19 protein-coding genes are annotated in these 24,389 nt (G+C 71.4%); 13 read left to right on the forward strand and 6 right to left on the reverse strand.

The features are described 5' to 3' along the window. Positions 1-78 precede the first annotated feature (78 nt). The 7 genes from ychF (at position 79) to ABZ956_RS01205 (ending at position 8,293) form a co-directional block, all read left to right on the forward strand. Positions 79-1,167: a redox-regulated ATPase YchF gene (gene ychF, locus ABZ956_RS01175; protein WP_361885120.1), complete on the forward strand. Its 1,089-nt coding sequence runs from the start codon at positions 79-81 to the stop codon at positions 1,165-1,167. A gap of 291 nt (positions 1,168-1,458) precedes the next feature. After that, positions 1,459-2,211: a GntR family transcriptional regulator gene (locus ABZ956_RS01180; RefSeq protein WP_071965240.1), complete on the forward strand. Its 753-nt coding sequence runs from the start codon at positions 1,459-1,461 to the stop codon at positions 2,209-2,211. Positions 2,212-2,470: 259 nt separating this feature from the next. Then, positions 2,471-4,111 (forward strand): APC family permease, encoded by a 1,641-nt coding sequence (locus tag ABZ956_RS01185; protein WP_361885122.1) that lies wholly within the window; start codon positions 2,471-2,473, stop codon positions 4,109-4,111. A gap of 156 nt (positions 4,112-4,267) precedes the next feature. Beyond that, positions 4,268-4,447 carry an SPOR domain-containing protein gene (locus tag ABZ956_RS01190; RefSeq protein WP_360906555.1) on the forward strand — a complete coding sequence of 60 codons (180 nt, stop codon included), beginning with the start codon at positions 4,268-4,270 and terminating at the stop codon, positions 4,445-4,447. A gap of 133 nt (positions 4,448-4,580) precedes the next feature. Continuing rightward, a complete protein-coding gene (locus ABZ956_RS01195; protein WP_361885124.1) occupies positions 4,581-5,003 on the forward strand; it encodes a (deoxy)nucleoside triphosphate pyrophosphohydrolase in 423 nt (140 codons plus the stop codon). Between the two features lie 165 nt (positions 5,004-5,168). Beyond that, a complete protein-coding gene (locus ABZ956_RS01200; protein ID WP_360906557.1) occupies positions 5,169-5,588 on the forward strand; it encodes an ATP-binding protein in 420 nt (139 codons plus the stop codon). A 131-nt stretch (positions 5,589-5,719) separates the two neighbouring features. Beyond that, positions 5,720-8,293: a SpoIIE family protein phosphatase gene (locus tag ABZ956_RS01205; protein WP_361885126.1), complete on the forward strand. Its 2,574-nt coding sequence runs from the start codon at positions 5,720-5,722 to the stop codon at positions 8,291-8,293. A 29-nt stretch (positions 8,294-8,322) separates the two neighbouring features. On the opposite strand, the gene ABZ956_RS01210 is transcribed toward ABZ956_RS01205, so the two are convergent. The 5 genes from ABZ956_RS01210 to ABZ956_RS01230 form a co-directional block, all read right to left on the reverse strand. Beyond that, a complete protein-coding gene (locus ABZ956_RS01210) occupies positions 8,323-10,095 on the reverse strand; it encodes a TPM domain-containing protein (protein ID WP_361885128.1) in 1,773 nt (590 codons plus the stop codon). A gap of 165 nt (positions 10,096-10,260) precedes the next feature. Further along, a complete protein-coding gene (locus ABZ956_RS01215) occupies positions 10,261-11,028 on the reverse strand; it encodes a succinate dehydrogenase/fumarate reductase iron-sulfur subunit (RefSeq protein WP_361885130.1) in 768 nt (255 codons plus the stop codon). Then, complete coding sequence (locus ABZ956_RS01220) at positions 11,025-12,986, reverse strand: fumarate reductase/succinate dehydrogenase flavoprotein subunit (protein WP_361885132.1); 1,962 nt, start codon at positions 12,984-12,986, stop codon at positions 11,025-11,027. Before ABZ956_RS01220 ends, ABZ956_RS01215 begins: the two co-directional genes overlap by 4 nt. Before the next feature lie 17 nt (positions 12,987-13,003). Further along, on the reverse strand, positions 13,004-13,849 hold the full coding sequence (locus tag ABZ956_RS01225) for a hypothetical protein (RefSeq protein WP_361885134.1): 846 nt from the start codon (positions 13,847-13,849) through the stop codon (positions 13,004-13,006). A 52-nt stretch (positions 13,850-13,901) separates the two neighbouring features. Then, a complete protein-coding gene (locus ABZ956_RS01230) occupies positions 13,902-14,207 on the reverse strand; it encodes a hypothetical protein (RefSeq protein ID WP_361885136.1) in 306 nt (101 codons plus the stop codon). Positions 14,208-14,477: 270 nt separating this feature from the next. Between ABZ956_RS01230 and ABZ956_RS01235 the strand changes: the two genes are divergently transcribed. Together ABZ956_RS01235 and typA are read left to right on the forward strand one after the other, a co-directional pair. Then, positions 14,478-16,571: an ABC transporter substrate-binding protein gene (locus ABZ956_RS01235; protein ID WP_361885138.1), complete on the forward strand. Its 2,094-nt coding sequence runs from the start codon at positions 14,478-14,480 to the stop codon at positions 16,569-16,571. A gap of 231 nt (positions 16,572-16,802) precedes the next feature. Then, positions 16,803-18,707 (forward strand): translational GTPase TypA, encoded by a 1,905-nt coding sequence (gene typA / locus ABZ956_RS01240; RefSeq protein ID WP_361885140.1) that lies wholly within the window; start codon positions 16,803-16,805, stop codon positions 18,705-18,707. A 111-nt stretch (positions 18,708-18,818) separates the two neighbouring features. Here the strand turns inward: typA and ABZ956_RS01245 are convergent, their stop codons facing one another. Further along, positions 18,819-19,838, reverse strand: coding sequence for a helix-turn-helix transcriptional regulator (locus tag ABZ956_RS01245; RefSeq protein WP_361885142.1), 1,020 nt, complete (start codon positions 19,836-19,838; stop codon positions 18,819-18,821). A gap of 339 nt (positions 19,839-20,177) precedes the next feature. On the opposite strand from ABZ956_RS01245, the gene hemA reads away from it, so the two are divergent. The 4 genes from hemA to ABZ956_RS01265 are packed head-to-tail and all read left to right on the forward strand — an operon-like array spanning position 20,178 to position 24,389. Further along, positions 20,178-21,383 carry a 5-aminolevulinate synthase gene (hemA, locus tag ABZ956_RS01250; RefSeq protein WP_361885144.1) on the forward strand — a complete coding sequence of 402 codons (1,206 nt, stop codon included), beginning with the start codon at positions 20,178-20,180 and terminating at the stop codon, positions 21,381-21,383. A gap of 13 nt (positions 21,384-21,396) precedes the next feature. Then, the gene (locus tag ABZ956_RS01255; protein ID WP_361885146.1) at positions 21,397-22,239 is read left to right on the forward strand and encodes a TauD/TfdA family dioxygenase; all 843 of its coding nucleotides are present in this window, start codon (positions 21,397-21,399) and stop codon (positions 22,237-22,239) included. A gap of 3 nt (positions 22,240-22,242) precedes the next feature. Next, the gene (locus ABZ956_RS01260) at positions 22,243-23,202 is read left to right on the forward strand and encodes a 3-oxoacyl-[acyl-carrier-protein] synthase III C-terminal domain-containing protein (protein ID WP_361885148.1); all 960 of its coding nucleotides are present in this window, start codon (positions 22,243-22,245) and stop codon (positions 23,200-23,202) included. Next, the gene (locus ABZ956_RS01265) at positions 23,199-24,389 is read left to right on the forward strand and encodes an ATP-grasp domain-containing protein (RefSeq protein WP_361885149.1); all 1,191 of its coding nucleotides are present in this window, start codon (positions 23,199-23,201) and stop codon (positions 24,387-24,389) included. Before ABZ956_RS01260 ends, ABZ956_RS01265 begins: the two co-directional genes overlap by 4 nt.

Consider the following 24,389-nt stretch of genomic DNA (forward strand, 5'->3'; position numbering starts at 1 on the left):
GGACCCGTAGACTGGATGACCGGGCGCGTCACGGGGCGCGGAACCCTCGCTACTACGGGAACTACGGGAAGTCGCCACGTGTCGCTCACGATCGGAATCGTCGGTCTGCCGAATGTCGGCAAGTCGACCCTGTTCAACGCCCTGACCAAGAACGACGTGCTGGCGGCCAACTACCCGTTCGCCACCATCGAGCCCAACGTGGGCGTCGTCGGCGTGCCGGACGCCCGGCTGGCCAAGCTGGCGGAGATCTTCGGCTCGCAGAAGATCCTCCCCGCCACGGTCGACTTCGTCGACATCGCCGGCATCGTGCGCGGCGCCTCCGAGGGCGAGGGCCTGGGCAACAAGTTCCTCGCGAACATCCGTGAGTCGGATGCGATCTGCCAGGTCATCCGCGCCTTCAAGGACGAGAACGTCGTCCACGTCGACGGCAAGGTCTCGCCCAAGGACGACATCGAGACCATCAACACCGAGCTGATCCTCGCCGACCTGCAGTCGGTGGAGAAGGCGATCCCGCGCCTGACCAAGGAGTCGCGCCTCCAGAAGGAGAAGGTCGCCGTCCTCGCCGCCGTCGAGGAGGCGAAGGGGATCCTGGAGGCCGGCCAGACCCTGTTCTCGGCGGGCATCACCAAGGGCACCGAGCGCGGTGACCTCCTGCACGAGCTGCACCTGCTCACCACCAAGCCCTTCCTCTACGTCTTCAACGTGGACGAGGACGAGCTGGTCGACGAGGACTTCAAGAACGAGCAGCGCGCGCTGGTCGCCCCGGCCGAGGCCATCTTCCTCAACGCCAAGATCGAGTCCGAGCTCATCGAGCTGGACGACGAGGAGGCGCTGGAGCTGCTCCAGTCCATGGGCCAGGACGAGCCCGGCCTGGCCACCCTGGGCCGCGTCGGCTTCGACACCCTGGGCCTGCAGACCTACCTCACCGCCGGCCCCAAGGAGACCCGCGCCTGGACCATCAAGAAGGGCGCCACGGCCCCCGAGGCGGCCGGTGTGATCCACACCGACTTCCAGAAGGGCTTCATCAAGGCCGAGGTCATCTCCTTCGACGACCTGGTCGCCACCGGCTCCGTCGCCGAGGCCCGCGCCGCCGGCAAGGCGCGCATGGAGGGCAAGGACTACGTGATGGCGGACGGCGACGTGGTGGAGTTCCGCTTCAACGTCTGACGCTTCAGGCAGCAGTAAAGGGCCGCACTCGTCCGAGTGCGGCCCTTCGCGTTTCCGCGCCGCTCCCCGCCGTCCGGGGCCCGGATCCGGGGTTCTCGGCGACGCGCCCGGGTTTTGTTGCATAGTTGCGGATTTGCCGCCGGTGAGTGCTTGCCGCATGTGCCCCGTTGATCTCAACTGCACGGGCCTGAGCTGCCATTCACCACATCCGGTGATTCCTTGGCCTAGAGTTGCGGATCACAACCTACGGTTGCCAAGCTGTTGCGGACTGTCAACCCCTTGGGAGTGGACGTGGCCTTCGGTGACCAGCCCGCATACCTTCGCGTCGCCGGCGATCTCCGCCAGAAAATCGTCGCCGGCGAGCTGCCGCCGCACACCCGGCTCCCCTCCCAGGCGCGCATCCGGGAGCAGTACGGAGTCTCCGACACCGTGGCCCTGGAGGCCCGGAAGGTCCTGATGGCCGAGGGGCTCGTCGAGGGGCGCTCCGGGTCGGGGACGTATGTGCGGGAGCAACCCGTGCCGCGGGCCCTGGTGCGTACGGGGTACCGGGCGGTGGGGGAGTCCACGCCGTTCCGGCAGGAGCAGGCGGACGACCGGGTCAAGGGCACCTGGGAGTCGCGCAGCGAGCAGGGGCCGGCCGATACGGCCACCGCGCGGCGGCTGCGGATCGCGCCCGGTGACCGGGTGATGCGGACCGACTATCTCTTCCGGTCGGTGGGGGAGCCGTGCATGCTCTCCACCTCCTGGGAGCCGCTCGCCCTCACCGGCCGTACGCCCGTGATGCTGCCCGAGGAGGGGCCGCTGGCCGGGCGGGGGGTGGTCGAGCGGATGGCCGCCATCGACCTCATCGTGGACAACGTCACCGAGGAGGTCAGCGCGCGCCCCGGGCTGGCCGAGGAGACCCTCGCCCTCGGCGGGGTCCCCGGGCATGTCGTGCTGGTGGTCTCGCGGACGTACTGCGCGGGCGGCTGCCCGGTCGAGACCGCCGATGTGGTGATGCTCGCCGAGCGCTACCGGGTCGCTTACCACCTGCCGGTGAAGTAGCCGTGAACCGCGTATGAACTGACGCGAAAGTCGGCTTCGCAAGACCCCGAAACCCTGCCCGCTGGTCCGTACCAGCGGGTAGGAAGTGTGTGCTTTGCCCCGTTTCGCCCCGGTATCAAGTGTGCAACTTGGATGTTGCAAACCTCACATAGTCCCTGGTCAGGGGCTTTTGGCGGAACCAACTCGGCCAAATCGCTCGTACGCTGGTGCGGTTTGTGTCCCGCCCGTGAGGGAGTAGAAGGAAAAGGAGATCCGGGGTTTGAGCACCGAACAGGGTTCCCACTCGAATTACCGCCGGACCCTCGGCACGACGGCGCTGACCGCCGTCGGGCTCGGGTCGATCATCGGCTCCGGCTGGCTGTTCGGTGCCGAGCGTGCCGCCGTGCTGGCCGGCCCCGCCGCCATCTTCGCCTGGGTCATCGGCGCCATCGTGGCGCTGACCATCGCCCTCACCTACACCGAGCTCGGCTCGATGTTCCCGAAGGCCGGCGGCATGGTCCGGTACGGACAGTTCTCGCACGGCTCGCTGGCCGGCTACATGGCCGCCTGGGCCAACTGGATCGCGATCGTCTCCGTCATCCCCGGTGAGGCGACCGCTTCGATCCAGTACATGAGCTCGTGGGACTTCGGCTGGGCCGAGAGCCTGTTCGACGGCAAGGAGCTCACCGGCACCGGCATCGCGGCCGCCAGCGTCCTGGTGGTCTTCTACTTCTTCCTGAACTGGTTCGCGATCACCCTGTTCGCCAAGACGAACAACGCGATCACCGTGTTCAAGGTCGTCGTACCGGTGCTGACCGCGGGCGCGCTGATCTTCGCGCACTTCGACACCAGCAACGTCACCGACCACGGCGGGTTCGCCCCCAACGGCTGGAGCGCCGTCTTCAGCGCCGTCGCCGTCGCGGGCATCGTCTGGGCCTTCAACGGCTTCCAGTCGCCGCTCAACATGGCCGCCGAGGCCCGCAACCCCGGCAAGTCGCTGCCGAAGGCCGTCATCGGCTCCATCCTGATCGCCCTGGTCATCTACATCGCCCTGCAGATCGCCTTCCTGATGGCGGTCCCGGCGGCGGACCTCTCCGGCGGCTGGAACGCCCTGGCCTACAAGTCCCCGCTCGCGGACCTCTCCGTCGCCTGGGGCCTGAACTGGCTCGCCCTGCTGCTCTACGCGGACGCCTTCGTCTCGCCGTCGGGCACCGGCATGATCTACGCGGCCACCACCTCGCGCATGATCCACGGCGTCCAGGAGAACGGCCACCTGCCGAAGGTCTTCGGCAAGGTCGACCCCAAGACCGGCGTCCCGAAGCCGGCCCTGCTGCTCAACCTCGTGATCTCCTTCGTCTTCCTGGCCGTCTTCCGCGGCTGGGGCTCGATCGCCGAGATCGTCGGTGTCGCCACCGTCATCTCGTACATCACCGGCCCCGTCGCCGTGATGTCGCTGCGCCGCATCGCGCCCGACATGAAGCGCCCGGTCAAGCTGAAGGCCATGCCGGTCATCGCGCCCATCGCGATGATCTTCGGCTCGCTGGTCATGTACTGGGCCCGCTGGCCGCTGACGGGCAAGGTCATCTTCATCATGGCCATCGGTCTGCCGATCTGGGCCTGGTACGAGCTGCGCAAGCCGTGGGCCGAGCTGAAGCCGCACCTGAAGGCCGGCGCCTGGATGGTGGCCTACCTGCTGGTCATGGCGTTCGTCTCGTGGGCCGGCGGCACCGAGTTCGGCGGCAAGGGCTACCTCGCCCAGGGCTGGGACATCCTCGTCGTTGTCCTGATCGCACTGGCCTTCTACGCGTGGGGCGTGAGCAGCGCGTGGCGCAACCCGACGCTTGTTCAGGTCGAGAAGGAAATGACGGAGGCCCAGGCGGCCGACGAGGCCGACGAAGCGGAGCTCGCCCCGGCCAAGTAACCCTCACGGGTGGCCGAATGCGTACCTCTTCGTGAAAACCCATATCCGCTGCGTAAAGGTCGGGCGTACGCTCGGGCATATGCGGACTGCGGTTTCTTCGGAAGTCACCGAAGGGCGTGCGCCGGTGCGCGCGGCGACGGCGGGAGGGCAGGAGCGATGACTGACACCGGACCGGTCCTGCCCTGGCTGGTGATCCGCCAGGACGAGAACGGCAACCGCTACCGCGTCGGGCGCTACGCCACCAGGACGGAGGCCGAGCGCGTGGCCGACCGGCTGGACGCCCACGGGCGCCAGCAGCTCTACATAGTCGAGCGGGTCGGCCGGGCGGTCTCCTAGCCGCTTCCCGGGGAGGCCGGCGCGCACAGGCGCGCGGCATCCCCGGGTGTGCGCCCCCGGGGCGGCGCCTTCCCAGGCCCGGCGCCGTCCCGGGTCCGGCCCGGCGAGGCCCCGGGCCGTAGGCTTGCCCCTCATGACGACGGTGCGCGTGGTGGTGGGCGGAGCGGTGTTTCACCAGGGGCGGCTGCTGGCCGCGCGGCGCAGCGCCCCGCCCGAGCTGGCCGGCCGCTGGGAGCTGCCGGGCGGCAAGATGGAACCCGGCGAGACGCCCCGCGAGGCGCTCGTACGGGAGCTGCGCGAGGAGCTCGGCATCGAGGCCGAGCCGCTGGAGCGCCTCGAAGGCGAATGGGCCCTCAAGCCCGGCTATGTCCTCCAGGTGTGGACGGCGCGGCTGCTGGCGGGCGAGCCCCGCCCCCTCGAGGACCACGACGAGCTGCGCTGGCTCACCCCCGACCGCGTCGGCGACGTCGACTGGCTCGAGCAGGACCGCCCCGCCGTGGCCCTGGCCGCCCGGCTGCTCGCCGAGGCGGACGTCATCCCCCCGTACCCCCGCTGACCTGCGGCTCATACGCCCCGTAGGCACCCGGCGTACGCCGAATGCGCCCTTTGCGACGGACAGGCCCCCGGCAGGAAGATAGGCCGACCCCTATACCGGGTATGTGCTGATTATTATCCCCAAAGCCGGACATGCCGGGGGTGGGGTCGACAGCGTTCCCGGGAAGTGGTCGGCGTGAGTGACAGCGCAGGGACCCTGGCATGGACGCCCGGCTTCGCCGAGTGGAGCTTCCCCGCCGAGGCCGGCGCCGTACGGACCGCGCGCACCCTCGTCCGCGACACCCTGCGCGAGTGGGGCCTGGAGGCCGTCACCGATGTGACGGTCCTGCTGGTCAGCGAGCTCGTCACCAACTCCCTGCGGTACGCCAGCGGCCCCATCGGCGTCCGGATGTACTCCCACGCGGGCCCCACGCTCCTCGTCGAGGTCTCCGACCCGCTGCCCGACCCGCCCCGCGAGCGCGTGGCCGACGCCGACGACGAGGGCGGACGGGGACTGCAGCTGGTGGCTTTGGCCTCCAGACGCTGGGGAACCCGACCGGGCAATACCGGCAAGACGGTGTGGTTCGAGCTGAGCCTGCCCGGTTAGTAACCCGGGGAGGAGACATAGCGGGTTGAGACCGTGCTGTGATCGTGAAGTCCGTGTTCCGAAGGGCCCCTGTGCTGGATACTCGGCCTTCTGATGCCGGTGCGAGCACATGAGCCGGAGGGGACGGGCACGTGAGCGAAAAGCCAGCGGGTACTGCGGGCAGGTCAGAGGGTACGGACACCACCTCGCTGTGGCAGAACAGCCCGCCCGGGTCCCTCTACGACTACATCCGCGTGGCCTCGTTCTCCCTCGGCTCCGACGGCCGTATCGAGCAGTGGAGCCAGCGGGCGAGCGAGCTGTTCGGGATAGCGGCCCGGCACGCCGTCGGCAAGGACCCCGCGGAGGTCTTCGCGTCCACCGACGCCCGCACCGGGCCCCTCCGGCCCACCGTGCCCTTCCTCGCCGAGGGCGGCCTCGACGGCCGCGCCTGGACCGGCCTCGTCCCCTACCAGCGCGACGGGGGCCAACCGGGCCTCGCCGAGATCTATGTGATGCCCAGTGAGAACGCCGACGGCGACCGCGCCGCGCTCTGCGTCGCCGTCGACGTCCGGGCGCTGCGCGGAATAGAGACGGACATCGCCGCTTCGGAAGCCGTTTTCGGCCAATCTCCGCTCGGCTTTTTCTTCTTCGGTACCGACCTGACCCTGCTGCGCGTCAACGAGAGTTTCGCCCAGACTTTCGGCCGCCCCGCCTCATGGCACCGCGGCCGCACCCCGCACGACTTCCTGCCCCGCACCGAGGCCGAGCGGCTGACGGCCGCGCTGCGCCAAGTCCTCGACACCGGCAAGCAGATGACGGACATCCAGCTCGTCGGCCCCGTGCCGGGCCACACCGAGCGGCGCCGCTGGTCGGTCTCGCTCTACCGGCTGCACAGCGGCAGCGGACGCCCCATCGGCGTCGCCGCCATCGCCACCGACATCACCGGCCGCCGCCGCGCCGAGCGCGAGGCCGCCGGCGTCCGGCGCAACCTGGCGCTGCTCAACGAGGCGGGCGCCCGCATCGGCAACTCCCTCGACCTCGAGACCACCGCGCGCGAGCTCCTCGACGTGGCCGTCCCGCAGTTCTGCGACCTGGCCTCCGTCGACCTCTACCAGGGCCTGCTCGTCGGTGACGAGGCGCCGCCGGGCCTGGCCGACGGCAGCGCGGAACTGCGCCGGGTGGCCTACTCCAGCGCCGTCTCCGGGGCGCCCGTCGACCCCGACGACAAGCCCATCCAGGTCGGCGAGGTGCACCGCTACCCCTTCCACTCGCAGTGCGCCCAGGCCCTGCGCACGGCCCACGTCCAGGTCGTCCCCGGCCGCGAGAACGACGAGGGCGGCTCCGAGCTGGGCGCGGTCGTGCAGTCCACCCTCGCGGTGCCGATGGTGGCGCGCGACACCGTCGTGGGGCTCGCCCAGTTCTCCCGGACCAAGGGCAGCGAGCCCTTCGGGGAGCGCGACACCGCCCTCGCCGTCGAGCTCGCCGCCCGGGCCGCGGTCTGCATCGACAACGCCCGCCTCTACCGGCGCGAGCACGAGCGGGCCCTGATCCTCCAGCGCAGCCTGCTGCCCCCCGGCGACCCGGAGGCCGCCGGCGTCGACATCGCCTGCCGCTACCTGCCCGGCAACGCCGCCACCGAGGTGGGCGGCGACTGGTTCGACGTCATCGAGCTGCCCGGGCACCGCACGGCGCTCGTCGTCGGGGACGTCATGGGCCGCGGCCTGCGCGCCGCCGTCGCCATGGGCGAGCTGCGCACGGCCGTCCGCACGCTGGCCATGCTCGACCTCGAGCCCGCCGAGGTCCTCTCCGCCCTCGACGAGATCGCCCACGGCCTGGGCCGGCCCGGCGGCAAGCAGTCCGCCTCGCGCGGCGTGCGCGGCAGCGTCCGCCCCGCCGACCTCTCCGAGGTCTACCTGGCGACCTGCGTCTACGCCGTCTACGACCCGGTCACCCGGCGCTGCACGGTCGCCAACGCCGGCCACCTGCCGCCGGTGCTGGTCGAGGCGGGCGAGCCCGCCATGCTCCTGGAGGTGCCGCCCGGCATGCCGCTGGGCGTCGGCGGCGAGCCCTTCGAGGAGACCGAGGTCGAGCTGCCGGACGGTGCGCTGCTGGCCCTGTACACCGACGGGCTGGTCGAGTCGCGCGACCATCCCCTGGACGAGGGCCTCCAGGCCTTCCGCGATGCCCTCTCCGACCCCGAGAGGCCCCTGGAGGACGTCTGCGACCACGTCCTGAGCGCCCTGGACACCCACCACGGCGAGGACGACATCGCCCTGCTCATGGCCCGCCTGCGGGGCCTGCGCCCCGGCTGCGTCGGCGACTGGACGCTGCCGCCGGAGCCGCGCTCGGTGGCCCGGGCCCGCGAGCTGGCCCGCGACCAGCTGGAGAGCTGGGAGCTGGTCGACCTGATCGACACCACCGAGCTGCTGGTCAGTGAGCTCGTCACCAACGCCCTGCGCTACGGCGAGGGGGAGATCCGGCTGCGGCTGCTGCTGGACCGCACCCTGGTCTGCGAGGTCTGGGACGGCGGCCACGTCCAGCCGCGGCGGCGGCGGGCCCGCGACACGGACGAGGGCGGGCGCGGGCTCCAGCTGGTGGGCCTGCTGAGCGCGGCGTGGGGCAGCCGCCGCACGCCGCACGGCAAGACGGTCTGGTTCGAGCTGGGCCTGCCGGACGAGGGCTCGCCGGCCCCGGACGCGGTGGAGGCCCTGCTGAGCCTGTACTGACCGGGGGCCGGGACTGACAGGGGGCGCGGTCACGCGTCACCCGCCAGCCGCCCCCGCGTGCCTCCGCCGCCGAACGTCGCCGGCAGCAGGCCCGCCAGGATGATGCCGCCCAGCAGGGCCCCGCCCAGGATTCGCGTCGGATGCGGCGTCGTCGGCGCCGCGTACGCCGTCACATTGGCCTCGGCGACCGCGCGCGCCTCACGCGCCAGCTCGGCGGCGCGCCTGGCCTCCTCCAGGGCCGGGGCGCCCGTGGCCAGCGCCAGGTGGCGCTCCGCCTCGGCGAGCCGGGTGCGGGCGCGGCAGCCGATCGCCCCCCGGTGGGTGGTGATGTAGTCGCGGGCCTCCGCCACGTCCGCGCGGGCGGCGAGGACCGCCCGCCCCGCCCGCGCCGTGGGCCCGGACCCGGCCGGGGCGGTCGTGGTGAGGACGTGCGCGTGCCGCAGCACGGCGGCGGTCAGGACGCGGGCCTGGGAGAGGGCCGCCTCGGCGGCGCGCAGGGAGACCGCGGCATGGTCGGTGTCGCCGGTGGTGAGCGCGGCATGGGCCTCGACGAGGGCGGTGTCGGCGAAGGCGAGCCGGTCGCGGGCCTCGCCGGGGTGGGCGGCGACCGGGGCCAGGGCCGTGTCGGCCCGGTACGGGGCGAGCGCGGCGAGCACCGCCTCGGCCGTGGCGACGCGCGGTTCGATCAGGCGGGCCGTCGCCTCGGCCTGGGCGAGGATCAGCGTGGCGTTGGCCTTGAGGTCCCGCAGCCGGTCGAAGGCCGCGGACTCCGCGTCCAGGCGCCGGTTGGCGCTGGTGCAGCGGGAACAGATCTCGTCCAGCAGATGGCGCTGTATCTCCGCGTCCTCGTAGGGGGCGTCGTCCAGCTGCTGGCGCAGCCGGAAGGCGTCGGCCAGCTCGCCCCTGGCCCAGTCCACGGCCTCCGCGAAGGGCCGGGTGGCCTCCTCGCCCAACTGCGCGGTCGCGAAGACGAGTTCCTCGGCGCTGGTGCGCACGGCGTCGTCCGTGCACACGAGGTTCACCGCGGCCTCCGCCGCCAGCTCGGGCAGCGGGGTGAGCGGCTGGGCCATGCGGGCGAGCCCCGGCTGGGTGGTCGTGGCCACCAGGACGGGACCCTCGCGCGCCCCGGACCGGCGCCGCGCGCCACGGGCGCGCCGGGAGCACACGTACAGCGCCGCCATGCACAGCGCGGCGCCCCCGGCGGCCGGCAGCCAGACGCCCCGCTCGCCGGGGACGAGGCCGTCGCCGCCGGGATCGACGCTGCCGGGGCGGATGACGGGGGTGCGGACCGGTTCGCCCTGGAGGACGGCGCGGTAGCCGTCGGCGGCGCCGACGGCCGCGCCGGCCCAGTCGTGCTGCTTGAGGGCGGGCTCGATGGCCGTGGTGGCGACCTCCTTGAGCTGGCCCTTGCGGAATCCGGACTCCTTGTCGGCGGAGACGGCGTACTGGCGCGGGTGCGTGGCGATGGCCAGGAGCACGTCGTGCGGGCCCAGGCCGTTGCGGTCGGCGGTGGCGTCGGCCCAGCCGCGGCCGGGCCGGCCGGAGAAGTCGCGCACGTAGGTGACGTAGAGCTGGACGTGGTGGCTGGCGTTGAGCCGCTCGAGGGCGGCCTCGACCTGGTGGCGGCGGCGCCCGAGGGCGCCGACGGTGTCGGTGATGCGGCCCGAGGCTTCCAGGTCGAGGGGCGTGTCGGCGCGCGCGACGGGCGTGGTGGGGAGCAGGAAGGCGCACAGCGCGAGGAGGGCGCTGACCATGGCCCAGCTCGGCGCCCTCGGCCCCCACCACCACGAAAGCCGCGTCACATTTTGGAGAGTATGACCGGATTGGCCGATCCGCTACCGGGAGGGAGCATGGTTCTACGGAGCGTGTTCACGCCCGTTTCCCCAGGCCCCGGCCACCCCGCCCACCGGCGGCGACGCCCCCGGGGCGCTGCGCTCCCGGCCTTTCGCGCTCCCCGGCGCGCCTGCCTACGCTCCCCGGCGGCGGATCTTGTTCCCCAGCCAGACCAGCGGGTCGTACGAGCGGTCGACCACCCGCTCCTTCAGCGGGATCAGCGCATTGTCCGTGATCTTGATGTGTTCGGGGCAGACCTCCGTGCAGCACTTGGTGATGTTGCAGTACCCCAGCCCGTGGTCCTCGCGCGCCCCGCGCCTGCGGTCGACGCCCGCCTCGTCGGCCGCGTCCAGCGGGTGCATGTCCAGCTCGGCGACGCGCATCAGGAACCGCGGCCCGGCGAAGGACTGCTTGTTCTCCTCATGGTCGCGGACCACATGACAGGTGTCCTGGCACAGGAAGCACTCGATGCACTTGCGGAACTCCTGCACCCGGTCCACGTCCTGCTGGTGCATCCGGTACTGCCCCGGGCCCAGCTCGGCGGGCGGGACGAACGCCGGGACCTCACGCGCCTTGGCGTAGTTGTACGACACGTCCGTCACCAGGTCCCGCGTGACCGGGAACGCCCGCATCGGGGTGACCGTGATCGTCTCGGCGGGGTCGAAGACCGACATCCGGGTCATGCACATCAGCCGCGGCCGCCCGTTGATCTCGGCGCTGCACGAGCCGCACTTGCCGGCCTTGCAGTTCCAGCGGACGGCCAGGTCGGGGGCCGCGGTGGCCTGCAGGCGGTGGATGATGTCGAGGACGACCTCGCCCTCGTTGACGGCCACCTCGTAGTCGACGAGGCCGCCGCCGTCCGCATCGCCCCGCCACACCTTGAAGCGGGCCTGATAACTCATGACGTGAGCTCCTCGTCCGTCAGGTACTTCGTCAGCTCTTCCTTCTCGAAGAGCGCCAGCAGATCGGCCCGGATCGGCGGCGTCTCCAGCCGCTCCAGCCGGACCAGCCCGAGCGCGGAGTCCGTCACCGCGGGCTGCGCGGACTCATCCGCCAGCCGGCACACCAGATGCACCCGCCGCCACCGCCGGTCCATCCCCGGATGGTCGTCACGCGTGTGCCCGCCCCGGCTCTCCGTGCGCTCCAGGGCCGCCCGCGCCACGCACTCGCTGACCAGCAGCATGTTGCGCAGGTCCAGGGCCAGGTGCCAGCCGGGGTTGAACTGCCGGTGCCCCTCCACCCCGGCCCGCCGGGCCCGGGCGCGCAGCCCGGCGAGGCGGTGCAGCGCCTCCTCCATCTCGCCGGCCCGGCGGATGATGCCCACCAGGTCGCTCATGGCCTGCTGCAACTCCTGGTGCAGGGTGTACGGGTTCTCGGGCGCGGCCCCGCCCTCGGCGCCCTTCCCGGTGTCCGCGGCGAGCCCGGCCTCCGCGCCGAACGGCCGCAGTGCCTCCGCCTCCGCCAGCTCGATGTCCGCGTCCGAGACGGCCGGCGCCGCGCCGGTGGCGAAGCCGGCCGCGTACCGGGCCGCGTACAGCCCGGCGCGCCGGCCGAAGACCAGCAGGTCGGACAGGGAGTTGCCGCCGAGCCGGTTGGAGCCGTGCATGCCGCCCGCGACCTCGCCCGCCGCGAACAGCCCGGGCACCCCGGTCGCGGCGGCGGTGTCCGGGTCGACCTCGACGCCCCCCATCACGTAGTGACAGGTCGGGCCGACCTCCATCGGCTCGGCCGTGATGTCCACGTCCGCCAGCTCCTTGAACTGGTGGTGCATGGACGGCAGCTTCTGCTTGATCAGCTCGGCCGGCATCCGGGTCGAGACGTCGAGGAAGACCCCGCCGTGCGGGGAGCCGCGCCCGGCCTTGACCTCGGCGTTGATGGCGCGGGCCACCTCGTCGCGGGGGAGCAGCTCGGGCGGGCGCCGGTTGTGGTCCGGGTCGGTGTACCAGCGGTCGCCCTCGTCCTCGGACTCGGCGTACTTCTCCTTGAAGACGTCCGGGACGTAGTCGAACATGAACCGCTTGCCGTCGCTGTTGCGCAGCACCCCGCCGTCGCCGCGCACGGACTCGGTGACCAGGATGCCCTTGACGGACGGCGGCCAGACCATGCCCGTGGGGTGGAACTGCACGAACTCCATGTTCACCAGGCGGGCCCCGGCCAGCAGGGCCAGCGCGTGCCCGTCGCCGGTGTACTCCCAGGAGTTGGAGGTCACCTTGAAGGACTTGCCGATGCCGCCCGTGGCCAGCACCACCGCCGGTGCCTCGATGACGAAGAAGCGGCCCGACTCACGCTCGTAGCCGAAGACGCCGCTCACGCGCCGGCCGTCCTTCAGCACCCGGGTGACCGTGCACTCCTGAAAGACCTTCAGCCGCGACTCGTAGTCGCCGTACCTGCGGTGGTCCTCCTGCTGCAGGGAGACGATCTTCTGCTGGAGCGTGCGGATGAGCTCCAGGCCCGTACGGTCGCCCACGTGCGCCAGGCGTGGGTACTCGTGGCCGCCGAAGTTGCGCTGCGAGATCTTGCCGTCGGCGGTGCGGTCGAACACCGCGCCCCACGTCTCCAGCTCCCAGACCCGGTCCGGGGCCTCCTGCGCGTGCAGCTCGGCCATCCGCCAGTTGTTGAGGAACTTGCCGCCGCGCATGGTGTCGCGGAAGTGCACCTGCCAGTTGTCGTTGTGGTTGACGTTGCCCATGGAGGCGGCGATGCCGCCCTCCGCCATGACCGTATGGGCCTTGCCGAACAGCGACTTGCAGATGACCGCGCAGCGCAGCCCCTGTTCGCGCGCCTCGATGGCGGCGCGCAGCCCGGCGCCTCCGGCGCCCACCACGACCACGTCCCAGGACTGCCGGTCCACCCGTGTCATCGAAAAGGGTCCCTCTCCTAGAAGAAGCGCGGATCGTCGAAGGCGCCGCTGGCGACCAGGTACACGTAGAAGTCGGCCACCGCCACGCTCACCAGCGACGCCCAGGCCAGCTGCATGTGGCGGGCGTTGAGCAGGCTCACCCAGCCCCACATGCGGTAGCGGACCGGGTGCTTGGAGAAGTTGCGCAGCCGCCCGCCCACGATGTGCCGGCAGGAGTGGCAGGAGAGGGTGTACGCCCAGATCAGCGCGATGTTGGCGAGCAGGACGAGCGTGCCCAGGCCCATGTGCCCCCACGCGCCGTTCTCGTCGCGGAAGCCCAGGGCGGCGTCGTAGGTGAGGATGCCCGCGACCAGCACCGCGAAGTAGAAGAAGTAGCGGTGGATGTTCTGCAGGACCAGCGGGAAGCGGCTCTCGCCGGTGTACTTCGCGTGCGGCTCGGGCACCGCGCAGGCCGGGGGAGAGGCCCAGAAGCCCCGGTAGTAGGCCTTGCGGTAGTAGTAGCAGGTGAGCCGGAAGCCCAGCGGGAAGATCAGCACCAGCAGCGCGGGCGACAGCCCCCACCACGAGCCGACGAGCTCCCAGTCGGCGCCGCCCGGCATCTCCGCGCAGTTCTCCGCCAGACAGGGCGAGTAGAACGGCGAGACGTAGGGGGCGGCGTAGTAGTCGTCACCGGCGAAGGCGCGCCAGGTGGAGTAGACGATGAACGCCAGCAGCCCGGCGGCCGTGGCCGCGGGCTGCAGCCACCAGCGGTCGCCCCGCAGGTGGCGGGCCGGGATCGCGGCGCGCGTGGCGTGGTGGACGCCGCGCGCGGCGGGATCCCCCGCGTCGGCGGCGGATACGTCGGGTTCGGTACCAGTGGCCAAGGGGGACTCCGGTCAGGAGTGGGACGGTGGTCTCGCCGCTGCGCGGTGGCGGTCAGGGCGCGCGGCGGTCCCGGCAGCCGAGCCCCTCGTCGTCCGCGTCCAGCCACAGCGAGGCGTCGTACGGGGCGTCGGGGACCGGCACCATCTGCTGCAGCCCGGGCCGCCCGGCGTGCGGGCGCTCCGCCGGCGGACCGCCGTCGCGCAGCAGGGCGACGCTCTCGCGCAGATGACCGGCGTCGGTGCGGATGCGCCGTACGTCCAGCACGCCCTTGCCCAGGCGCTGCTCCAGGCGCCCGATCGCGCGGTCGAGGTCGTCGAGGCACCGCTGAACAGCAGTCAGTTCGTCTTTGACGGACATGATGTGGCCTTCCGCGTCGGGGGTTGCGGGTGGCGCCCGGTCATGCGACTGAGAGTGTCGCGCGTCACACCCCTCGAGGGGAAGATAGCCGCCGCGATCGCGCCTGCGCGGGAGCGCGTTCGCCGCGGCCCCCTTTGGGTGTGCCCGCGTTCGTCCAGGTGGGTGGCGTGCGTGGAGACGGCGACGTGTCGGCGCCCGTTCGCCTGAGGCGTCGCTTTCAGTTGACGCCGTCTGTGCACGACGCCGGACCGGCCCTGCGGAGGTAGCCCCATGTCGTCCCAGCGCACGCGGTCCCTTACGCGCCGCTCGGCCCTGCTGTTCACGGCCGGCCTGCTGCTCCCGCTGCCGGTCCTGGCGGGCTGCGGCGGCGCGGGGGACGACGACGCGGACGGCGCGGCCGCCCCGCAGGACATCGCCGTGGCCCCCCGCGCCAAGGTCGCCGACAAGGGCACCCTGACCTGGGCCGTGAACGCGCTGCCCACGACGTACAACACCTTCCAGGCCGACGCGGACGAGGCCGCCCAGCGGGTCGCCGGCGCGGTCCTGCCCACCCTCTTCACCCTCGACGGCCGCGGCCGCCCGCAGCGCGACCCCGACTATCTGGCCGCGGCCTCCGTCACCCGGCGCGAGCCCCGCCAGGTCGTGGTCTACAAACTCAACCCCAAGGCCGTGTGGAGCGACGGCAGCGCGATCACCGCCGCCGACTTCGAGGCCCAGTGGAAGGCGCTGCGCGGCAAGGACAGCGCGTACTGGACGGCCCGCAACGCCGGTTACGAACGCATCGACCGGGTCGAGCGCGGCGCGAACGACCAGGAGGTCAAGGTCACCTTCGCGAAGAGCTACGCCGACTGGGCCTCGCTGTTCACCCCGCTGTACCCGAAGTCGGTCATGGGCAGCGGCAGCGCCTTCAACGACTCCGCGCGCAAGGAGCTCAAGCTCGCCGCCGGGCCCTTCCGGGTCGCCGAGCGGGACAACAAGCAGGGCACGCTGACGCTGGCGCGCAACCCCCGGTGGTGGGGCGACCCGGCCAAGCTCGACCGGCTCGTGCTGCGGGCCGTGCCGCCGGAGAAGCGGGTCGAGGCGCTGGCGAGCGGGAAGCTGGACCTCGCCGAGATCACCCCGGGCGCCGCCGAGCGCATCACCAAGGCGAACACCCCCGCCAAGAAGGACAAGTCCGACAAGGGCGGCGCCATCATCGGCCCCAGTGCCGCACCCGGCCCGTCCCGGCCGAACCAGAGCCGCCTGGACGGCGCGAACAAGCCCGTCGCGGCCGACGTGACGGCCCTGCGCGGCCTGGTCGTCCGCCGCTCCCTGGAGCCCGCCTACACCCAGCTCGCCCTCAACGGCACCTCCGGCCCGCTCGCCGACGAGCGGGTGCGGCGCGCGATCGCCCGGGCCATCGACCGCAAGGCCATCGCCGAGTACGTCCTGGCCCCCCTCGGGCTGCCCGCCGAGCCGCTCGGCAGCCACGTCCTCGTGGCCGGCCAGCAGGGATACGAGGACACCAGCGGCGCCATCGGCTCCGTGGACCCCAAGGCCGCCCAGGCGCTGCTCGCGGACGCGGGCTGGAAGGAGGGGCACGGCGCCGCCCCGCAGAAGAAGGCCGGGGACGTCGGCCCCCTGGTGGGACGGCCCAGCCTGCCGGCCGCCGGGGACAGCCCGGAGCCCGACGAGAGCGAGGCCGACGAGAACGAGCCCGACGAGAACGAGGCCGGGGATGCCGGGGAGACCAGGGACGGGCAGGACGCCTCGCAGGGCGACGAAGAGGAGGGCGCGCAGGGCGACGGCAAGGGTGCCCTCGACACCGGCGACAAGGCCGGCGCCTCCCCGGCCCGCTACAAGGACGGCAAGAAGCTGATCCTCCGCTTCGTGCTGCCCAAGGGCGCGGGCGCCGAGCCGCTGCGCGCCGTGGGCGAGCGCATCGCCCGCCAGCTGGACGCGATCGGGGTCCGCACGGAGATCCTCAAGGTCGACGACGCCGCCTTCTTCAAGGACCACGTCGCCTCCGGCGACTTCGACCTGGCCCTCTACGGCTGGCCCACCGGCGCCTTCCCGGCCACCGACGCCCGGCCGATCTTCGCCAAGCCGCAGCCCGCGCCCGACGGCTCGCTGATCGTGGAGCAGAACTACACCCGCGTCGGCACCGACCAGATCGACCGCCTCTTCGACCAGGCCTCCACCGAGCTCGACGCCGACGCCTCCCACGACCTCGTGACCCGGGCCGACGCCCGGATCTGGGCCGCGGCGGGCTCGATCCCCCTCTACCAGCGGCCGGAGCTGGTGGGCACGCGCCGCACCGTCGTGAACGCCGGCGCCTTCGGGCTGGCGACGCCGCGGTACCAGGACATCGGCTTCCTGCGCTGACGCTCCCGGGGCTCCGCCCCGGACCCCGCTCCTCAAACGCCGCAGGGGCTGGATTTTCCAGCACCTGCCGTGGAGAAAACACCAGGTCAGTGGTGGTACAGACGGCCTGGGGCGGCTGGATGCGGCAGCGCCCCGTACCATGGGGAGTGGCCGTGGCGTGATCTGCCCGGCGGGCGCGCGTACCGGACCGTACGCGACGCCATCCTCAACCCGGGAGAAGCGCCGCAAGTTATGCCCACCCGCCACGACATTCGTAACGTCGCCATCGTCGCCCACGTCGACCACGGCAAGACGACCATCGTCGACGCCATGCTCAAGCAGGCCGGTGCCTTCGCCGCGCACCAGCTCGACTCCGTCGACGACCGGGTCATGGACTCGAACGACCTGGAGCGTGAGAAGGGCATCACGATCCTCGCCAAGAACACGGCGGTGAAGTACCACCCCAAGGACGGCGGGGACCCGATCACGATCAACATCATCGACACCCCCGGCCACGCCGACTTCGGTGGCGAGGTCGAGCGCGGTCTGTCGATGGTGGACGCGGTCGTGCTGCTGGTGGACGCCTCCGAGGGCCCGCTGCCGCAGACCCGCTTCGTGCTCCGCAAGGCCCTGCAGGCCCGGATGCCGGTCATCCTGTGCATCAACAAGACGGACCGCCCGGACTCCCGCATCGACGAGGTCGTCAACGAGACCTACGACCTCTTCCTCGACCTGGACGCGGACGAGGACCAGATCGAGTTCCCGATCGTCTACGCCTGCGGCCGTGACGGCATCGCGTCGCTGACCAAGCCGGAGGACGGCACCGTCCCCGCGGACAGCACCAACCTGGAGCCGTTCTTCTCCACCATCCTGGAGCACGTCCCGGCCCCGACGTTCGAGGAGGACGCGCCGCTCCAGGCCCACGTCACCAACCTCGACGCCGACAACTTCCTCGGCCGCATCGCGCTGCTCCGCGTCGAGCAGGGCGAGCTGCGCAAGGGCCAGACCGTGGCCTGGATCAAGCGCGACGGCACGATCTCCAACGTCCGCATCACCGAGCTGATGATGACCGAGGCGCTCACCCGCAAGCCCGCCGAGGTCGCCGGCCCCGGTGACATCTGCGCGGTCGCCGGTATCCCCGACATCATGATCGGCGAGACCCTGGCCGACCCGGAGAACCCGGTCGCGCTGCCCCTGATCACGGTCGACGAGCCCGCGATCTCCATGACCATCGGCACCAACACCTCGCCGCTGGTCGGCCGTGGCGGCACGGGCAAGGGCGCGGACGCCAAGTCCGCGGTCAAGGACCGCAAGGTCACCGCCCGCCAGGTCAAGGACCGTCTGGACCGCGAGCTGGTCGGTAACGTCTCGCTGCGCGTCCTGGACACCGAGCGCCCCGACGCCTGGGAGGTGCAGGGCCGCGGTGAGCTGGCGCTGGCCATCCTGGTCGAGCAGATGCGCCGCGAGGGCTTCGAGATGACCATCGGCAAGCCCCAGGTCGTCACCAAGGAGGTCGACGGCAAGATCCACGAGCCCGTCGAGCGCCTGACGGTCGACGTGCCCGAGGAGCACATGGGCGCCGTCACCCAGCTCATGGGCACCCGCAAGGGCCGCATGGACAACATGTCCAACCACGGCTCCGGCTGGGTCCGCATGGAGTTCGTCGTCCCGTCCCGCGGCCTGATCGGCTTCCGCACGGAGTTCCTGACGAACACCCGCGGCACCGGCATCGCCCACTCCATCCACGAGGGCCACGAGCCGTGGTTCGGCGAGCTCAAGACCCGTAACAACGGCTCCCTGGTCGCCGACCGCGCCGGTGCCGTCACCGCCTTCGCGATGACGAACCTCCAGGAGCGCGGCGTGCTCTTCACCGACCCGGGCACCGAGGTGTACGAGGGCATGATCGTCGGCGAGAACTCGCGCGCCGACGACATGGACGTCAACATCACCAAGGAGAAGAAGCTCACCAACATGCGCTCCTCCTCCGCCGACTCCTTCGAGGCGATCGTCCCGCCGCGCAAGCTGTCGCTGGAGCAGTCGCTGGAGTTCTGCCGCGACGACGAGTGCGTCGAGGTCACCCCCGAGGCGGTCCGCATCCGCAAGGTCGTCCTGGACCAGAAGGAGCGCGGCCGCACCGCGTCCCGCGCCAAGCGCTAAGCGCTCGGCGCCCGAGGGCACCGCAGTACGACGGCCCGTCGCCCCGCCACCACGGCGGGGCGGCGGGCCGTCGCCGTTCCCGGCGCCCCGTACCCGCGGCCCCGGCGCGGGTCAGTCGGCCCGGGCATGCGCCCGGTCGTCGTCGGGGAGCTCCTCCAGGAGCCCGGAGCGCGCCACGAGATAGGCGAGCTGCGCCCGGCTGCGGCTGCCCAGGGTCTCCGCGGTCTTCTTGATGTGGGTGGCCACCGTGCGGCTGCTGATGCCCAGGCGGCCGGCGATCGCGTCGTCGGTGTAGCCGCTCACCATCAGGCTCAGCACCGCGCGGCGGGTCTCGTTGGTGAGCAGCTGGGGGCGCTGGTGCGTCGGCTCGTACACCACCGGCTCCGCCCGGCCCCAGGCGTGCTCGAAGGTGGTCACCAGGAAGCGGATGATCCCCGGGTGGGAGACGGCGAGGGCCGCGCCGTCGCGCTCATGCTGGTGATCGGGGATGAAGGCGATCTTCCGGTCGCACACGATCATGCGGTCGAAGACCTCGTTGAGGGTGCGCAGCTCCGCGCCCGCCGCCGACACCTGCTCGATGTAGGCCAGCGTCGGACCGTGCGTGCGCACGGTGTGCTGGTACAACGTCCGCTGCCGCACGCCCCGTTCGCCCAGCGCCAGGTCGCGCGGCAGGGCCTCGGCCAGCAGCTCGGCGGCCCGGCCGCCGCCCGGCTGCGCGGTGAGCAGCTCCTCGCGGCAGGACCGCACCGCCTTCTCCAGGGCGGCGCTGATCGCGTCCTTGCCGGTGATCAGGCGGATGGAGTCGTCCCGCTGCCGCTGCGCCTCCCGGTAGACGTTCGCCACGCCCGCGAGTGAGGCGTGCAGGGCGGTCAGGGCCTGCTGTCGCTCCTGGATGGCGCGCTCGACCGGGCGGGCCAGCGCGGCGGCCGCGACGTCCGGGGGTACGGGGGTCAGTACGCCGGGGTCACCGGCCACGGGTCTCAGCAGCCCCAGGGCGACAAGGCACTCCGGCGCTTCGCCCGCCTCACCCGCCTCTCTGTTCCCGGTGAGAGCTCTGCGGTAGTAGTCCAGGCCCGTGGCGCACACCTCGACGTGCTCAAGTGTGTCGTGAAGATCCCCTTTTATGCACATGTGCTCCTCCTTCATGTTTCTGAGTTGCGTGATCATGATGCCACTGACGCCTATGTTCCGATTCGGTCGCCGGGCAGGATTGTTTTATCGACGCGGGGCCGCCCGGAAGCCCCGCCGAAGTAAAAAAGGGGGACGGGGGAAGATGAAGCGCGGTATTTCTTTGCGAAAAATTCTTGGTGCGTTCACACTCGCCGTGATCGCGGCAATCGGCGTAGCGGCTCCTGGGGTTGGGGCTACGGGATCCGAGGCGGCCGGACAGGTCGTCGCCCAGGAAACGGCTCCGGGCGATTCCGCCTGGGGATGACGGATCCATAAACCACGGACCTCAGGACGGAAGAGATGACTGCTATTTCCCGCGATGTGCGGCCCGATGCGGTATTCGAAACCTATGGGCAAAAGATAGACGAACTCAAGGCGGACGGGCTCTACCGGGAATTCATCCCGTGCGGACACCTCGCCGAGGACCCCGGCCACACCCTGCACCTGGGGCGCAAGGTCCAGGTCTGGTGCAGCAACGACTACCTCGGCCTCAGCCAGCACCCGGACCTGATCAAGGTCCAGACCGAGTCGACCGGGCTGCACGGCACCGGCAACGGCGGGTCGCGCAACATCGCCGGCACCAGCACCACGCACGTCGAGCTGGAGGCCCGGCTGGCCGCCTGGCACGGCAAGGAACGTGCGCTGATCTTCTCCAGCGGCTATGTGGCGAACTTCGAGACGCTGAGCACGCTGCTCGCGGCGGTCCCGGACATGGTCGTCTTCTCCGACGCCCTCAACCACCGCTCCCTGATCGAGGGCATCGTGCGCAGCCGGTGCCAGAAGGTCGTCTTCCCCCACAACGACGTCGCGGCGCTCGAGGCGGCCCTCGTCGAGCACGCCGACCGCCCCAAGATGATCGTCTTCGAGTCCGTGTACTCCATGGACGGCGACTGCTCGCCCGTGACGGCCATCCTCGACCTGGCCGAGCGCCACGGCGCGCTGACCTTCCTCGACGAGACGCACGCCATCGGCATGATGGGCCCCACCGGCGCCGGCCTGTCCGAGGCGCTCGGCGACCACCGCGCCACCTTCATCCAGGGCGTGTTCGGCAAGGCGGTCGGCACCGTCGGCGGGTACGTCGTCGGCCCCGACGTCGCCCTCGACTTCGTGCGCTCCACCGCGCCCGGCTTCATCTTCACCACCGCCCTGCCCAAGGCGAGCATGGACGCGACCCTGCGGGGCCTGGAGATCGTCCAGGACGGCAACGACCTGCGCCGGGACGTGATGGCCAACGCGGGCTACCTCAAGGAGCGGCTGCGGGCCGAGGCCATCGACTTCATCGACGCCGACAGCCACCTCGTCCCCGTCATGGTGCCCGGCAGCGACCGCGTCCGGCGGGTCTCCCAGCGGCTGTTCAGCGAGTTCGGGATCTACGTCCAGCCCATCAACTTCCCCTCCGTACCCAAGGGAGGCGAGCGCTTCCGTGTGACCGCGCCGCCCTACCGGACGTACGAGCAGATCGACTACTTCGTCAGCGCGCTCAAGCAGTGCCTGGCGCAGGACTGAGAGAGGCCCAGCGTTGAAGATCAGCGACATCACCCCGTTCATCGGCGCCGAGTTCACCGGTGTCACCTACGCCGACCTCACCCGGCAGGAGGTCTTCGACCAGCTCGTGGAGCAGCTGCACCAGCGCGAGCTGGTCGTCGTACGCGAGCTGGAGCTGACCCCGGAGCAGCAGATCGACCTGGCGTCCCGGCTGGGCCGCCCGGTGCCCTTCGTCATCTCCAAGTACCGGCACCCCGACTACCCGGAGATCATGATCTCGTCCAACGAGATCAAGAACGACAAGCCGGTGGGCGTCGCCCGCGTCGGCAACTTCTGGCACCAGGACTCCACCTTCGTGGCCGACCCCGCCCCCTACACGATGCTGCACGGGGTGAACGTCCCGCAGACCAGCGGCCACACCCTCTACGCCAGCGCGCTGGACCTCTACGACCGGCTCCCGCAGGAGTGGAAGGACAAGCTCGCCGGCCGCACCGGTGTGCACACCGTCGGCAAGCGGCTGCGCATCCGCCCCGAGCACGTCGGCCTCTCGGTCGCCGAGTTCCGCGCGCTCATCGACATCGAGCACCCCAAGGTGGAGCACCCGCTGGTGCCGACCGACCCCACCAGCGGCCGCCCGTACCTCTACGGCTCCCGCGAGTACATGGACTCCGTGGTGGGCTTCGACCACAACGAGAACGAGGCGTTCTTCGAGGTCGTCGACGGGCTGCTCGCCGACGAGGACCACGTCTACACCCACCGCTGGACGCCGAACGACCTCGTGGTGTGGAAGACCCGCACGACGTACCACCAGGCCACCGAGGTTGAGCCGGGCGTGTCCCGGACCGTCCACCGGGTCAGTATCGAAACGGCCGAGTGATCCGTGGGCGGCATAGTCGACTTCGACATATGTCTCCCCGCGTCGTACGTCGGCGTGCAGGACATGCACGCCGCGTCCGGCGTCCCCGTGGCGGACATCAAGAGGATCACGCACAACGACGGCTTCCCCGCGCTCGGGGAGCACGAGCAGGCCTGGCGGCTCGCGGCGAGCGCGGCCCGCACCGTACTGGAGCGGACCGCGGTGCGGCCCGCCGACATCCGGCAGGTGATCTACGCCGGCTCCGGCGACTGGGACCTGCCGTTCTGGTCGCCGGCGGCCCGGGTGGCGCACGAGCTCGGCATCGAGCGGGCGCACTGCTACGAGGTCACCAACTTCTGCAACGCCGGCATGACCGCCCTGCGCGTCGCCTCGGACTCCATCACGCTGGGCCGCGGCAGCTACGCACTGGTGCTGATCGGCGACCGGCTCAGCCGCATGGTGGACCACTCCGACCCCGAATCGAAGGCGCTGTTCAACTTCGGCGACGCCGCCGCCGCGGTGCTGGTCTCCGGCGGCGACCTCTCCTTCAGCCTGCTGCACTCGGTGATGCGCACCGACCCCAGCTGGTCCGACTACTACTACGGGGAGTACCGCGAGGGCCGGGTCACCATCCGCCGGGCCGCCCACCGCAAGGGCCTGGCCACCGCCTACGTCGAGAACTTCACCGCCCTCGTCGACGAGACCCTCGACGCGCTCGGCAAGGACCTCTCGGACGTCGCCTACTTCCTGATCAACCACGGCGACAAGGACATGCACGAACGGCTGGTGCGCACCCTGGGCCTGCCGCCGGAGAAAAGCGTCTTCAACTACCACAGGCTGGGCCACATGGGCGGCGCGGACACCCTGATCGCCCTGCAGGACCTGCTGGCCGACAAGAAGCTGGAGCGCGGCGACCTGGTGCTGCTGGCCAGCAGCGCCATGGGCTTCAGCTGGGGGATCACCGCCTTGGAGTTTCACGCATGAAGATTCTCGTCATCCATCAGGTCCCCTACCGCAAGATGTCCTACCACCTCGGGCTCGACCACGACCGCCACGAGGTCACCTACATCGGCTATCCGCAGCGGATGGCCGACCTCCCCGCGGACCTGCGCTGCCGGCGCATCGAACTCACCGAGGGCGAGGACCTGGTCGAGGGCGTCACCAGCCGCGTCACCGCGCAGGACGGCTTCGAAAAGCTGCTCTCCCTCTCGGAGTTCGGCATGCTCCAGTCCTGGCACATCCGCCGTCACCTGGGCCTTGAGGGCCCCTCGCTGGAGCAGATCGAGCGGGTGCGCGACAAGGTCAGCATGAAGCGGGCCCTGGCCGACTCCGGCGTCCGGCACCCCCGCTTCGTGGAGGCGCCGGCACCCTGCGACGCGCTGCCCTGGACGGGCCGGACCGTCATCAAGCCCCGGCAGGGCGCCTCCAGCGAGGGCGTCACCGTCCACGCCACCGCCCGGGAGGCGCTGACCGCCTACTGGAAGCTCCAGGAGCGCCTCGACTTCCAGCTCGAGGAGTACATCGACGGCGACATCCTGCACATCGACGGCCTGGTGAGCGACGGCACCCCGGGCGACCTGGTGATCAGCAGGTACATCAACAAGCCCGTCGAGTACCTCGACGGCGCGGTCATCGCCTCCCACCAGATCCCCGACCCCCACGGCCGGTTCCGGCACTTCGCCGAACAGGTCGTCAAGGCCCTGGAGATCGAGTCCGGCTGCGTCCACCTCGAGCTCTTCGAGACCGCGGAGGGCGAACTGGTCTTCCTGGAGATCGCCAACCGCATGGGCGGCGCCGGCGTCGTCAACGCGCACCTGGGCCACACCGGTGTCCACCTGCCCTCCCACGAGATCGCCATCCGGCTGGGCCTCACCCGGCCCGCCCCGGCCGCGCCCAGCGGGCGCTACCACGGCTGGCTGGTGGTCCCCGGCCACCACCTCGGCACCACGGGCCACACGATCACCGTGCCCGAGCACGTGCGGCAGCACCCCGCCGTCGACGCCCTGCACGTCCTCGCCCCCGACCAGCCGCTGCCGGACCACATCACCTACCACGAGTGGCTGGTGCCCGTCTTCATCGAGGCGTCGCACGCCGACCCCGGCGAACTGGCGGCGTTCTTCCGCGAATGCGCCCGGACCATCACCGTCGAGCCCGCCCCGGCCGGGGGCTGA

The organism is Streptomyces sp. NPDC046261 (assembly GCF_040646235.1).
Lineage (GTDB): Bacteria > Actinomycetota > Actinomycetes > Streptomycetales > Streptomycetaceae > Streptomyces.